We start from the raw sequence: 12764 nt of genomic DNA, 5'->3' as shown, positions 1-12764 counted from the left end.
GAACATTATACCACCAGCGGCCCTATGTCTACCCGTATGTTCGGATCGAAACTGCGGAAAATCGGGTACGTGTGGATGGCAGTTCAGGGGCTGTTCTCGCTTGCACTCCCACGGCAGTCGCTCAAGTTGAACCTGAAGCTTCTCGGCTGTGGATTCGAGAACCCGACTGAGCTCGAGCCACGTGACTGGTACGTCACGCAGACGAGGGCACTCGGAGCCGGATTCATCGTGGCCGGACTGCTCGGTCTACTACTTGAGGAACGAGAGGAGCTACAGGCCAAATCGGATCGCGAGAACGTCTCCGTCGAAAAAGTAGAGTAGTTACCTGACCACGGTCACCGGAACCGTCGACCGACGCATCACTGTTTCTGCGACGCTTCCAAGGAGAATTCGACTCATACCGGTTCGACCGTGGCTGCCCATGACGATGTGGTCGATGTCGTGTTCGTCAGCGAACGTCACGATGGTGTTGGCGGGCCGACCGATCTCACTCGCCGTCTGCAGTTCGACGCCAGCCTCGGCGGCGCGGTCCACCGCCTCGTCAAGGACGGAGTGGGCCTCGTCCTCAGCAGTCTCGTACCAGCCCTGTGGGAACTCCGCCACGGCCCCCTCAACTGCGTACCCGGCTTCGGCGGGGTCGATCACCGTCAGTCCGAACAGTTCCGCTTCGGGGAACTCCTCGATGGCATGATCGAGCGCCTCGTCGGACTGTGGGGACCCATCGATCGCAACAAGTACTGTCTTGCCCATACACCTACTGCAGCCGACAGCCTGAAAAATCCACCCCAAAATCGGTGTCGACAGTTCAACCGTGGCGGGTAAGGCAGTTCGGGAGACCGATGATCTCGACCGGCTCGGAGTTGTCGGGCGAGTAGACGACCATCTGTCCTTTCTCCATGTAGGGGACCTTGCTCTCCAGATTGGACGGGATGTTGACGCTTTTGATGGCGTCCTCGTCGCCGAGGTTGAGCACGACTGTCGTGTTGATCTGTTTGAATACGGCGTCGGCGATGTCCTGTGGATCCTGCGTGATCAAGAAGAGACCGAGACGTTCCTTTCGTCCCTGCTTGGCCGCGTCAGTGAACTTGCCGATCACTCGGCGGGCCTGTGCGCTTTCGGCGTCGGTCAGGAAGTTGTGGGCCTCGTCCATCCCCAGTACGACCGGCGTCTCCTTGATTCGGTCGTACCGCGGATCGTTCGAGAGCTTCTGATCGACGAGCAGACTCGATACCGCGAGCACGATTGTCTCGGTTGCCCGCGTATTATTGATATGGTAGGTCGGAACGACCGTCAGCCCGCCCGGGCGGACGAATCGCTCGATCTGCTCGGTGATCGGGCGGGCGTCCTGGTCGAACACCGTCCCGAACCCACGAACACGCCGGTTGACGGCGTCGAACGTCGCCTCGTGGACGCGGCCGGACTCATTGAGCTCCTCCCGAAGGGCCGGGTCGTCCATAAACGTCTGGAACTGGTCGTACGTCCCACCAGTACCGTGTTCTCTGAAGAATCGATCGAGCAGATGTCTGAGTGCGTTGTACTGGTTGTCGTTCAGCCCGCCGCCAGCGACCAGCCACTCGTTGTCCCGCACCATCGAAAAGGGGATAGTGAACTCAACCTGTTCTGCCCGGTGGTCGTCCGTCGCATAAGTAGCGTCACCGACTTTCGGGACGAAGGCGATGGTATCGTCGTGGCCGCCGTGGACGACTCCCTCGCGCTCGTACCGCCGCGCAGTCTCGGCGTCAAGGTCGTCGTTGTCATCGTGCATCTGGGCGTACTCGTCCTGCGGGTCGAACTGAACGACTGCGGGCGTGACCGAGCGCCCGTCGTCCATCCGGTAGGTACGCTCGTCGGCGAGGAACTGCCGAAGAATGTTTTTTGCCGTGTGCGTTTTCCCCGATCCGGTCCCCCCGGCAATCAGGGTGTGCCGGAAGACGAGCGGATCGCCATCCTCGTAGTCGTCCTTGAGACGGTAGTCGATTGTTGGCGGCTGGGCGCTGGTCCGAACCTTCTCACCGCCGACCGCGAGATGTCCGAGAAAGACGCCATCTTCGGGAATCTTGAGTCCCGTCTTGATTTCGGCCGTGTCGTCGGCTTCCCTCACGGTGGTCTGTGGTTTCGGAACGCGGTCGGTCATCCGGCGCTTGAGCCCGTCATCGCTGTCGTAGAGGACCGCCAGTGGCTCCAGATCCGCGAGAAACTTGTAATCCGCTTCGTCGATGCCGTCCTGCCGCATCGCTCGCTGGGCGTGGATCTCGGTGGCGTCGTCGGCGTGAAACTCCTGGGCGTACTCCAGTCCGGCGATCCGACAGAAGAGCGTCTCGCCGTCCGGATACGGCGCGAGCAGATACTTCCCGATCCGGACTGACGATCGGTTCCCTTTGGTGACGTAGGCCCGAACCGTCGAGTCCTCCTCGTCCTCGTGAATGCGCAGCCCCTGCGAAACGGCAATCGTCCCGATACCGTCCTCGCTTCTCGCGGGCGTCGTCTCGACGCGCTCGAAGTCGTCCGCGGCGTCGCGGTCGGCGGCGGTGTCGTCCGTGCCCCCACCGTCCCCGCCGTACGCGTCGAAGTCGTTCAGATCAGCCATGTCCATCCAATGTGGGCCATCGGTGAAACCCGTTTCCCTGCGAACCGACACGTCGATCGTGATCTGGTTCCCCAACGACCTTTTGCCCGCTGCCGACCTCTGTACTACTATGTTACTGGTTCGTGGGCAGGCGGGCGGCACGGCCCTCACGGGAACGCTGTACGAGCGCGGCGAGTCGGCACCGACCTTCAGGGGTGCGCCCGACGAGGACGCAGCCTACGTCTGGGTCTGTGACGCCTTTTACGAGGTCGAGAGCGGCGGCACCGAACAGCAGATCGGCGACGAGACGGTCAACGTCGCCTTCGAGTCGCCGATGCCACGTGGGTTCGATACGCGCGAGCAGGCGCTTGAAGCGGCGAAAGAACACGTCCGCACGCAGTTCGCCCGGATCGGTGTCCCCGAAGGGAAAGTCGACGTCGAACTCGAAAAGACCGAACCGGACGTCGCTGTCTAGTACTCTTCGCTCCCCCACCGGTGATCGTCGTAGCCGTGCATCTGCTCGGTCTCGAACGCCGCTTCGAGCTCCGAGCGAAGCGAGTCCGTTCCCTCGGCGCTGATCCGGGCGAGTTCGTCGGCCTTCTGCACCGAGAGTGGTGGACCTCGCTCGGCGGCGACGTCCGCGAGTAGCTGCATCGCCAGCCGCTCGCGACACTCGGCCGATTTCGTGAACGCGTAGGGGGCTTCGATCCGATAGAGCAGGTCCTCACGCGGATCGTACAGCGGGAAGAAGGTAACCTCGTAGTCTGCTGGATCGAGACTGCGCTCGACGCCGAAGGCATCACCGTCCGCACAGAGGAAGCGATCCGCACCGCCGCGCGAGCGAAACCAGTTGGTAAAGGTGAGGACGTCAGTTGCGCGGGAACGTTCCCGGCGCGGCTCGCCGTCCGGCCCCTCGCGCTCGACGAACTCGACCTGTTCGAGTAGCCTGGTAAAAAAGGCTGTGTCGTTGACCCACGGTGCGGTCTGACCGGTGTCCCGAAGCGTCCGGGTAATCGCTTTCGTCGACGGGTTCTTGACGAATCCGACCAGCGGAACGTCCTTCTCGACGAACGTCTCGACCAGTGCGACGTAGTTTTCGATGACGTCACGTGGCTCTTGCTCGTCGTGGAGCAGGTCGGCGAGTTCGGGGGCGCGATCGGTCCAGTTCAGCATGCCTTTGGGATAGATCGGCCCGTCGAGAATAAACAGGTCATCGACCGCGTCGGCGTGTTCGAGCGCGTGGTGGCTCTCGGCGAGATAGAGGCCAAGTTCGTGGACGACGCTCTCTTCGAATCGGGAGACTCGGGGTGCCTGCAGGATGCGTCGATCGGTGTGACCCTCGTCCCACTTCGTCCACTCCGTCGAGAGGTCCTGCGTGGGATCGCTGATATGAGCGGTGACGACGACTGTGCGATCCCGATGCAGGTCCAGATCCGACGGGCTCGACGCCATCGCGGCCTGTGCGACGTCCAGCACGATCCCGTTTTTGAACGATGTCGGATTGATCGTCCCGGAATCGAGTCCATGACAGCTCGGGAACTCGGCGTCCTGCAGGGCGACGTCCTCGATCGGTACCTCACAGCGGCGCTGGTCGCCGAGCGGTTCGAGTACGACCCGACCGTCGTCGACCAGCGGGTCGAGGAACTCCGCCCAGACCGTGTCGACGAACTGCTGTTGGTCGGTTTCGTCGACCGAGCGGGTGATCCGTCGCGCAAGCTGCGTAATTCCTTCAAACTGTACCGGATCCAGCGTCACGTCATCACAACGCGACGGCGAGGCGATAAAACCAGCGGGTTCCGGCGGGTCCCGACCCTCAGTCCGTCTCGGTCTCGACGAGCAGTTCGTCGAACAGGTCCTCGACGCGCCCGGCGATTTCGTCTCTGATCTTGCGGACGGCCTCGAGCCCCTGTCCGTCGGGGTCGTCGAGCCCCCAGTCGCGGTTCTCCCCGTTCCAGGTCGCCGGACAGACGTCCTGGGCCGAACAGCCCATCGTGATGACGTAGTCGACCGACTGGAGTTCCTCGGGCGTGATGTCTTTCGGCGTCCTGTCGGCGAGATCGAATCCCTCCTCGTCCATCACCGTGACGACCTCCTCGTGGACGTGGTCGGCGGGCTGGGTGCCGCCGGTCGTGATCTCGATCGCTTCGGTGGCCCCGCGTCGCTCGCGCTCGCGCTCCGCGAAGGCGGTTGCCATCTGGCTTCGACCGGCGTTTTGTACGCAAACGAACGCGACGCGAACTGGCGATGTCATCGAGCAGAGATACCGCCAGCACCGGTATAAACGTTGTTTTCGATAGCACGTACGACTATATTTACCACCGGAGAGCTCCGTAGCCGGACGTATATGACCAGCATATCGTGGGGTTCGCCAGACGACTCCCAGTCGTTGCAAGTGACATCCTCCTCGCCGTAAACGGCGAGGCTTCCCGTACCGCAGGTGGGATATTTGCCGGTCTACGATACGACCTGTTCTCTCGTGTTGAACGTCCCGCTCTCGCGGTCGAACAGGTGTACCAATGGCTGTGCCACACAGCCGTTACTCCTATCCTCTCCATGAGGACTCGGAGTTATCTTCTGACGCATATTCTCCGCCCCATTACAATCTGCGTTCCCGACCAGCTCACACGATGAGCAGACGTACAGGCCGCGTTCGACACGGTTCGCCTTCGTGTCGTCACCACACCGTGAACAAGTCTTACTGGTGTCCCACTCGTTCTCCTTCAGCACCTCAACACCGCGAATCTCGCCTTTGTATTCGAGGTACTGGTAGATACGGTCAAACGCCCACGAGTGCAGCTTCTTATTACCCGTCTTACCCCAGTCGGACTGGCGCACGTCTTCGGGCCAACTCACTGCAAGCGTTCCAACACCGCGCTCAACACACTCAGTGATGATCGTGTCCGTAAGCGTGTGGTAGAAATGAGTTTCACGCTCTGCAAGTTTCCTGCGCGCCCACATCGACTTTTCTGACGGGCCGTTCTCGCCCTCGGTGTCGTACTCTGATCGGGTGAAGTAGTGTTTGTCTTCTTTGAGCGAGTTGCCGGGGTAGAGAACGTATTCGTCGGGGAAGGCGACCGTGGCGATGTTCTTGATGCCAAGGTCGATTCCTGCCACTCCGTCGTCTGTCGAGTCGGTGGTTTCGAGGCTGACTTTGCAGACGAAGTGTAGTTCCCACTCGCTGCCGTTCCAGACGGCACGAACGTTCTGTACCTTAGTGACTTCGGTGAGGTCAACGTCCGGACGGGTCTGGTACTCGCAGAGCAGGAAATCAGAACGGTGTTCCTTCAGGTTCTTCCCCTTTGAGAGTCGGACACGGTTGTTTTCGGGGTCGTGTTTGAACCCGTCTGCTTTGAACGTGACCGTACTCTTTGGCCGGGTGTCCCCGTGTTTGCGGTAGCCGGGCGGATTCGCCTCTGCGTCTTTCTGTCGCAGGTCGAACCACGACTGAAAAGCGTCAGAAAGTTCTTCGATGACTTTCTGACTGGATTGTGCGTTCAAGTCTTTCCAGCACGGCTGGTTCTTCATATACGCTTTGAGCGTCCCTTCATCAGGGATTTCGCCGGTTTGGTTCCAGATGCGGTCGGTTGTCCAGCGTGCGACGTTCCAGATTTTCGAGGTAGAGTCACCGAGCGAGTTGAGGCCATCGCAGACCTGTCGCTGGTTCTGGATCGAACCAACGTAGGTGCGCGTGACCTCAATCGCCATACATAGCCTATGTAGATAATCCTACTTAATAGTGTGGAGCAGCGTTGAATATCCAGTCTGCCATCGAGCGGTGGATTGTGTAGGCGAGTGACGCGATTCACGCCCGCCGTGAACGGCGGGATTCTCTCGCTGTTTAAAGATAGAGCGAAGAGTAGTTACAGGGCGAGCGTCTCCGTGCAGGTATGGACGCTGCACTGATTATCCTCGACGGCTGGGGTATCGGCGAACACGACCGCCGCGACGCGGTGAAAGCCGCGAACACGCCGAACTTCGATCGGCTTGCCGACACCGGCGCGTACGGGACGCTCACGGTGGCTGGACGCCGTGTCGGCTTGCCGGACGGACAGATGGGCAACAGCGAGGTCGGCCACCTCAACATCGGCGCGGGCCGGGTCGTCTACCAGGAGTACACCCGGATCAACGACGCGATCGAGGACGGAAGCTTCCAGACGAACGACGCGATCCAGACCGCGTTCGATCACGCCGAGGAACACGACGGTCGGGTCCACTTCATGGGGCTGGTCAGCGACGGCGGCGTCCACTCCTCACAGGAACATCTCCACGCGCTGATCGAGATGGCCGCCGAGCACGGCGTCGAGGCGACCACACACGCATTCATGGACGGTCGTGACACTGCCCCTCACGGCGGCGAAGGGTATCTCGAAGACCTCGAGGCGACGATCGACGAGCACGGCACCGGGCAGGTTGCGACGGTCACCGGACGCTACTACGCGATGGATCGGGACCAGAACTGGGAACGCACCAGACGCGCCTACGACGCCATCGTCAACCGGGACGGCGACCACACCGCCACGTCGGCCGTCGAGGCCGTCACCGAATCGTACGAGCGCGATACGACCGACGAGTTCGTCGAGCCGACGATCATCGACGACGGCGCGGCACTGGAAGACGGCGACAGCGTGGTCTTTTTCAACTTCCGTTCGGATCGTGCCCGCCAGCTCACCCGCATGCTCGCGGATATCCGCCCCGAATGGGCCTTCGAGACGAGCCCACCGGACGTGACGGTCACGACGATGACCCAGTACGACAAGACGTTCGACGTCCCGGTGGCGTTCCCCCCGACCCAGCCTGCGGACGTACTCGGCGAGGTGCTCGCCGACTCCGGACGAACCCAGCTCCGGCTCGCCGAATCCGAGAAGTACGCCCACGTCACCTACTTCCTCAACGGCGGGCGGGAAGTCGAGTTCGACGGCGAGATCCGCGAGATCGTCGAGAGCCCCGACGTGCCAACCTATGACCTCCAGCCAGAGATGAGCGCGCCCGAGGTGACCCAGACCGCGATCGACGTCCTCGACAGCGACGACCCGGACGCGATGGTGCTCAACTACGCCAACCCCGACATGGTCGGCCACACGGGCGATTACGAGGCCGCGATCGAGGCCGTCGAAGCCGTCGACGAACAGCTCGGCCGGCTCGCCGACGCGCTGGAGGAGGATGGTGCCGAGGTCCTGATCACCGCCGATCACGGCAACGCCGACGACATGGGCACCGAAGACGATCCACACACTGCCCACACCTACAACCTCGTCCCGTTCATCTACGTCGGCTCCGAGGGCGACGATGCCGGGAAATCGGTACGAGAGGACGGCTCGCTGTGTGACCTCGCGCCGACGATGCTGGACCTGATGGATATCGACCAGCCCGGGGCGATGACTGGCGAGAACCTCCTGGAGTAGCCTCGGCCCCTTTTTGCGTTTTGGGGCGCTACAACCGTTACTTCGAATACTGTAGTAATACACTATAGAAACTGTAGCTATTTGCTTCGAAAGTTGAAGTATTGGTTTCCGATCCACCGAGTGCGGTTGGCGTGTGCTGGCGAGTCGTCCATGACGAGCCAGCGTCGCGCGAGGTCTTCGCGAGGGAACCGAGCGAAGGCTCGGAAGACTCGTCTTCCGGTGGATGAGCGAGCAGAGCGAGCGAATCGGTTGGGGAGGATGAGGTGTTGTGGGTGGACTGAAAGGGGCCGGATCGCTCGACGAGCGAGGCGACGCACGGACCGTAACGGAGTGAAACCACCACCAAGAACGGATCGAAAGTGTCGCTACTCGCCGGAACGATTGAATGCCGAGAGGCGAAACAGATCGTTCTCGCCCCTCGGGCTGATGAGGCAGTCGATGTCCAGGTGGTCGCCGGAGATGGATGTACGAAGTCCGAGCGGTCTGCGTGCCGGCAACCAGTTATACCGACACTTCCCGGGAAGTAGTAGTCTCTGGTTCGATTCTCGAAACCCCGGCTTCGTGGGGCAAACGAGTGGAAACTCGTGTCTTTTTACAGGTCCCACGCCTGCATACACGTATGCAGACACACATCGTGCCGGTCGGCTTCGACTACGACCGGTTGATCGCACCGCTAGTCCGCGATCAACAGGACGTCGACCGGGTGATCCTCCTTGAGGGTGCAGTCGGCAGCGAGGAGAACGTCGAGTACGCACAGAACCTCTCACAGAAGCTCGACAAGGACTTCCAGAACCTGCTCGGCGCGGAAACCGAGCGGTTCGTCATCGAGGACGTCTACGACTACGACGTTGCCTTCGAGCAGGCGTTCGACCTGATCAACGCCGAACTCGATCGGGGCAACGAGGTCTGGGTCAACATTAGCGCGATGCCCCGCACCATTTCCTTTGCCTTCGCGACAGCGGCACACTCGATCATGGTCGAGCGTCAGGAAGACCGGGACAAGATCCACACCTACTACACGGCTCCCGAGAAGTATCTGGAAACCGAACTCGCCAAAGAACTCCGCAAACAGCGCGAACTGCTGGAGACCTTACAGAACGAGGAAGCTGTCCCCGACGACCAGATCGACAAGCGACTCGACAGCGCAACTGACCTCCTTTCGGAGTTCGACGAGCGGGGGACGACTATCGGCGCAAAGGAGATCGACGGAACTCACATTGTCGAACTGCCCGTCGCCTCTTTCTCGAATGTCAAGCCGTTCGAGGAGCTGATTCTCTTTACGCTGGGCGAACACGGCGAGTTCGAGAGCGTCTCCGAACTTGCCGAGGCGCTCGCACGCGAACTCAACGAGGAGTACACCGATAGCTTCCGCTCGAAAGTCATCTACAACGTTGATCTGCTCGGTCCCGGCGGCAAGGGGTACATCGAACAGGAATCGCAGGGCAAGTCCCACCGAACTCGTCTCTCGCGGATCGGCGAACTGTGGGTGCGTGCACACTCTGACGACAGCGAGTGAGCGGTTCCGGGACCGGAGCACCGGCTCGACTACTGGACTCGTTCAGTGATGACCCTGTCAACCTGCGGGAGGATATCCGCGAGCGTCAGGGCATATCCGATCGCCAGCACGGCTGCGAGCGTCACTGGTGGGGCGGCCTCCGAGGGGATGCCCGTGGGAACGAGCGCCCCGCCGTCGACGATGGGCAGCGTCGGGGCCGCGACGAGATACCAGACGCCGACGGCGACGACGATCAGAATCGTCGACCCGAGTGCGGCCATGTTCCCGGTGCGGTAGGCGTGAAAGACCAGCAGGAGTCCAGCGATATCGGAGATGATCGGGTAGTTGCTGGTCGGATTCCCGACCAGTGTCGCGCCGATCAGCAGGATGGCGATAATATAGGTGACGGCGACCACCGACCGAACCAGCTCCTCGTGGTCGTCCACCCACGCGCCGACTTTGCTCCAGTCCATCAGGCGAGTGTACGTTCCGCAACCGACAAATCGGTTGTCGTTCCGGCTGGTCAGCGACCGGTCTGACGATCTGCACGCCAGTCCTTGATACGCTCGCGAACCACGAACAGTACGGGTAACAGGACCACACAGGCAATGAAGGCGTAGACGATGCTCAGACCGGTGACGAGCCCGAATCGCCGGAGTGGGGGCGCAAGCGCCAGCGCGAGGACGCCAAAGCCCGCCGCGGTCGTCGCCGCACTCCCGAGTAACGCGCCGCCGGTCCCGGCGACCGCTCGTGAAAGCGCCTCGCCCAGCGACTCGTCCTCGCTGTCGAGCAACTCGTCCTGAATCCGTTCGCTCAGGTGGATGCTGTAGTCGACGCCGAGCCCGATTGCGAGGCTTGTGATGACCGCCGTCTCGCTGTTAAACGGGATGTCGAGCGCGGCCATCGTTCCCAGCAGCCACGCGAGCGCAACCAGTACCGGCGTGATCGTCACGACTGCAAGGTCCGGCGCGCCGTGGCGAGTCCAGTACAGCACGGACAGGAATGCCATGATGACGACCAGCGTTACGGCAAAGGCCTGTACCAGCGTCTCCAGCAGGGCGTCCTGCAGGACTGCGGTAATCACCGGCCCGCCGGTCGCGATGGCGGTGACCGATCCACTGGCTTCGACCCCCGCTGCCAGCCCGCGCGTGTCTTCTGCGACCGACTGGGCCGAGGCGTCGCCCTGCACACCGACGAGCAGGCGCGCGCTCTCGTAGCCGTCGTCGGTCCGGTAGAGCACGTCTTCGGCGCGGTCCGGTGCCGTCTCGTACAGCTGATCGTACACCGACGCGACATCCTCGTCTGGCAGTCCGTTGGCGGTCTCGTCGCGCTCCTCGATTGCCTCGGCAAGGTCGTCCTCCTCGGCGGCGACATCGCGCAACACGGTTGCTGGACTGTCGACCGCTGCGTTCCCGCCCGGCCGTGTGACGATCGTGCTTCCCTCTGCAGGTGGGGCACTGGCCTCGTCCATCGCCACCAGCGCGTCAGGATCGGTCACCGCTCCCCTGACGAGTATCTGTGTTTCCGTTCCGTCCCCTTGCTGGCGGAAGTTGTCGCCGAGGTAGGCCGCGTTCTCGCGGACGTCGTAGTCGCCCGGAGCGAGCGGCCCGGGAAGGGATTTGATCCAGTCGGGCGGATCTTCGGGCAGGAAATCGGCCTCGTTGAACTCCGTATCGATACCGGTCGCGCCGTACGCGCCTGCCGACGCGAGCAAGAGTGCGATGACGAGAATCGCCACCGGACGGCGCTGGACGAGCGAGACGACCCCCGACAGCGCGCGGTTGATCGGCCCCGCTTCGACGCCGACGGCGCGGTTGCGTCGCTCCCGCCCGCGTCGTGCCAGCAGGCGCTCGACTTCGAGTTTTGTCGCCGGGACGAGCGCGCCGAACACGATCAGCGTGGCGAGGATCCCGCCCGCGCTCAGAAGGGCAAAGTCCTGGATCGCAGCGAGTGGGCTGACGTAGTTCGAGAGAAAGCCGATCCCGGTCGAAAAGGTTGCGGCTGCCAGTGCGAGGATGACGCTCGCGACGCCCAGTCGCATCGCAGTCGTCGGCTCGCGCGGAACCGTTGCATCCGGCCCGTCATCACGTAACCGCCCTTCCTTGGCCTCGCGATAGCGCATCACGACGTGCAGGGAGTAGTCGATACTCAGCCCGATCACGAGGAAGGGCACGGCGATCAACAGCTGACTCGACGGGATCGAGAGCCAGCCCTGGATGCCGGCGAGCCACGCCATCACGGTCGCAATACCGAACACGCCGAGCAGGACGTCGACGACGTCTCGATACGCGAAGCCGAGCACGCCGAGAACAAGCACCAGCGCGACCGGCGTGATGATGGCGAAGCTGTCACCGACCGCGCGCGTCGAGGCGTCGTCGGTGATCCCGCCGCCGAAGGCGAATGCGTCTTCGAAGCGCTCGTCGACCAGCCCATCGATGGTGAGCTGGGCCGCCCCCACGGCATCCTCGCCACCCTCAACGCTGTCGGCGGGGGCGTGGAAGACGAACGTGAGACGGGCGTCTGCAGTCGTCTCGCCCGGATCGTAGCTTGTCGGGAGGAACGCCGTGGCGTCCGGACCAGGCGTGTCGGCGTCGGGATCCAGAACATCTGCAAGCAGGTCGTCGACCGCTTCCTCGTCGACCGCTTCGAGCGCCTCGATCTGTTCGTCGAGCGTCGGTTCACCCGAGGGCTGTTCGCCTTGCTCGGCCTGTTGCTGGAAGTATGCTGCCGTCCCAACGACGTTCTCGACGCCGCCGATCGGATCGTCTGTGTGGAGCGTTGCGTTGATCTCATCGTCTTCACGGATCGCCTGCTGGAGTTCGAGTCCGTCGAGTAACGACTCGCGGGTGAGTACGTCACCGTCCTCGTCGCGCACGACGATCTGCGTCACGACCCCATCGTCGGTGCCGTAGGTGGCGTCGATCTCGTCGAGGGCCTGCTGTTCTTCCCCGTCGGTTTCGAACTGTCCGATCTGGCCGTCTTCCGTGTCATCGAGAACTGCTCCTGCAGCCACAAGCGCCGTGGCGACGAGCAAGATCAGCACGACGAGCTTGCTGTGTTCGACGAGCACGTCGGCGTACCGATCAACGATCCGGCCGCTCATGCGTCTGAGGAGCGAGGGCGGTCTGGATCAGTGGAGGCCCACACGTGATACGATTGGAGGAAGCTGGAACTGTCTGGGGACACTGCGGTCATATCACATACTGGGTCTCGCTTACTCTATACTTTTTGATACGGGCACTCGATGTGGGATCGACGCCTGCAGATCCGAAATAAATAACAAGATCCCTGTTCTATTGCA

At 62.2% G+C, this 12764-nt stretch carries 11 protein-coding genes; 4 read left to right on the top strand and 7 right to left on the bottom strand.

What is annotated here, in order from left to right; genetic code table 11:
• Positions 1-36 precede the first annotated feature (36 nt).
• Positions 37-321 carry a DUF6199 family natural product biosynthesis protein gene (locus tag AArcSt11_RS03415; RefSeq protein WP_250594624.1) on the top strand — a complete coding sequence of 95 codons (285 nt, stop codon included), beginning with the start codon at positions 37-39 and terminating at the stop codon, positions 319-321.
• Here AArcSt11_RS03415 and AArcSt11_RS03410 read toward each other — a convergent pair whose 3' ends face one another.
• A complete protein-coding gene (locus AArcSt11_RS03410) occupies positions 322-750 on the bottom strand; it encodes a universal stress protein (protein ID WP_250594622.1) in 429 nt (142 codons plus the stop codon).
• Positions 751-805: 55 nt separating this feature from the next.
• The gene (locus AArcSt11_RS03405) at positions 806-2587 is read right to left on the bottom strand and encodes an ATP-binding protein (RefSeq protein WP_250594620.1); all 1782 of its coding nucleotides are present in this window, start codon (positions 2585-2587) and stop codon (positions 806-808) included.
• Positions 2588-2696: 109 nt separating this feature from the next.
• Between AArcSt11_RS03405 and AArcSt11_RS03400 the strand changes: the two genes are divergently transcribed.
• Positions 2697-3041, top strand: a complete 345-nt coding sequence (locus tag AArcSt11_RS03400) for a DUF7113 family protein (RefSeq protein WP_250594967.1) — start codon at positions 2697-2699, stop codon at positions 3039-3041.
• On the opposite strand, the gene AArcSt11_RS03395 is transcribed toward AArcSt11_RS03400, so the two are convergent.
• The 3 genes from AArcSt11_RS03395 to AArcSt11_RS03385 form a co-directional block, all read right to left on the bottom strand.
• Complete coding sequence (locus tag AArcSt11_RS03395) at positions 3038-4321, bottom strand: DNA double-strand break repair nuclease NurA (protein ID WP_250594618.1); 1284 nt, start codon at positions 4319-4321, stop codon at positions 3038-3040. The genes AArcSt11_RS03400 and AArcSt11_RS03395 overlap by 4 nt on opposite strands.
• Before the next feature lie 58 nt (positions 4322-4379).
• Complete coding sequence (locus AArcSt11_RS03390; RefSeq protein ID WP_250594616.1) at positions 4380-4817, bottom strand: arsenate-mycothiol transferase ArsC; 438 nt, start codon at positions 4815-4817, stop codon at positions 4380-4382.
• A gap of 203 nt (positions 4818-5020) precedes the next feature.
• Positions 5021-6271 (bottom strand): RNA-guided endonuclease InsQ/TnpB family protein, encoded by a 1251-nt coding sequence (locus AArcSt11_RS03385; RefSeq protein WP_250594614.1) that lies wholly within the window; start codon positions 6269-6271, stop codon positions 5021-5023.
• Between the two features lie 182 nt (positions 6272-6453).
• On the opposite strand from AArcSt11_RS03385, the gene gpmI reads away from it, so the two are divergent.
• Both gpmI and AArcSt11_RS03375 read left to right on the top strand, forming a co-directional pair.
• Positions 6454-7968 (top strand): 2,3-bisphosphoglycerate-independent phosphoglycerate mutase, encoded by a 1515-nt coding sequence (gpmI, locus tag AArcSt11_RS03380; RefSeq protein WP_250594612.1) that lies wholly within the window; start codon positions 6454-6456, stop codon positions 7966-7968.
• Between the two features lie 619 nt (positions 7969-8587).
• The gene (locus AArcSt11_RS03375) at positions 8588-9484 is read left to right on the top strand and encodes an HFX_2341 family transcriptional regulator (protein ID WP_250594610.1); all 897 of its coding nucleotides are present in this window, start codon (positions 8588-8590) and stop codon (positions 9482-9484) included.
• Positions 9485-9513: 29 nt separating this feature from the next.
• Here the strand turns inward: AArcSt11_RS03375 and AArcSt11_RS03370 are convergent, their stop codons facing one another.
• On the bottom strand, positions 9514-9936 hold the full coding sequence (locus tag AArcSt11_RS03370) for a hypothetical protein (RefSeq protein ID WP_250594608.1): 423 nt from the start codon (positions 9934-9936) through the stop codon (positions 9514-9516).
• Positions 9937-9986: 50 nt separating this feature from the next.
• A complete protein-coding gene (locus tag AArcSt11_RS03365) occupies positions 9987-12566 on the bottom strand; it encodes an efflux RND transporter permease subunit (RefSeq protein ID WP_250594606.1) in 2580 nt (859 codons plus the stop codon).
• Positions 12567-12764: the final 198 nt, after the last annotated feature.

Source organism: Natranaeroarchaeum aerophilus (assembly GCF_023638055.1).
In the GTDB taxonomy this organism is placed as follows: Archaea; Halobacteriota; Halobacteria; order Halobacteriales; family Natronoarchaeaceae; genus Natranaeroarchaeum; species Natranaeroarchaeum aerophilum.
The sequence above is the reverse complement of the archived record's forward strand: the minus strand, read 5'-3'. Positions and strand labels throughout refer to the sequence as shown.

Bases quoted from the DNA above. Each gene is read 5' to 3' on its own strand.
- AArcSt11_RS03415 (WP_250594624.1), top strand. From the start codon at position 37: ATGTTCGGATCGAAACTGCGGAAAATCGGGTACGTGTGGATGGCAGTT.
- AArcSt11_RS03410 (WP_250594622.1), bottom strand. From the start codon at position 750: ATGGGCAAGACAGTACTTGTTGCGATCGATGGGTCCCCACAGTCCGAC.
- AArcSt11_RS03405 (WP_250594620.1), bottom strand. From the start codon at position 2,587: ATGGCTGATCTGAACGACTTCGACGCGTACGGCGGGGACGGTGGGGGC.
- AArcSt11_RS03400 (WP_250594967.1), top strand. From the start codon at position 2,697: ATGTTACTGGTTCGTGGGCAGGCGGGCGGCACGGCCCTCACGGGAACG.
- AArcSt11_RS03390 (WP_250594616.1), bottom strand. From the start codon at position 4,817: ATGACATCGCCAGTTCGCGTCGCGTTCGTTTGCGTACAAAACGCCGGT.
- AArcSt11_RS03385 (WP_250594614.1), bottom strand. From the start codon at position 6,271: ATGGCGATTGAGGTCACGCGCACCTACGTTGGTTCGATCCAGAACCAG.
- gpmI (WP_250594612.1), top strand. From the start codon at position 6,454: ATGGACGCTGCACTGATTATCCTCGACGGCTGGGGTATCGGCGAACAC.
- AArcSt11_RS03375 (WP_250594610.1), top strand. From the start codon at position 8,588: ATGCAGACACACATCGTGCCGGTCGGCTTCGACTACGACCGGTTGATC.
- AArcSt11_RS03370 (WP_250594608.1), bottom strand. From the start codon at position 9,936: ATGGACTGGAGCAAAGTCGGCGCGTGGGTGGACGACCACGAGGAGCTG.
- AArcSt11_RS03365 (WP_250594606.1), bottom strand. From the start codon at position 12,566: ATGAGCGGCCGGATCGTTGATCGGTACGCCGACGTGCTCGTCGAACAC.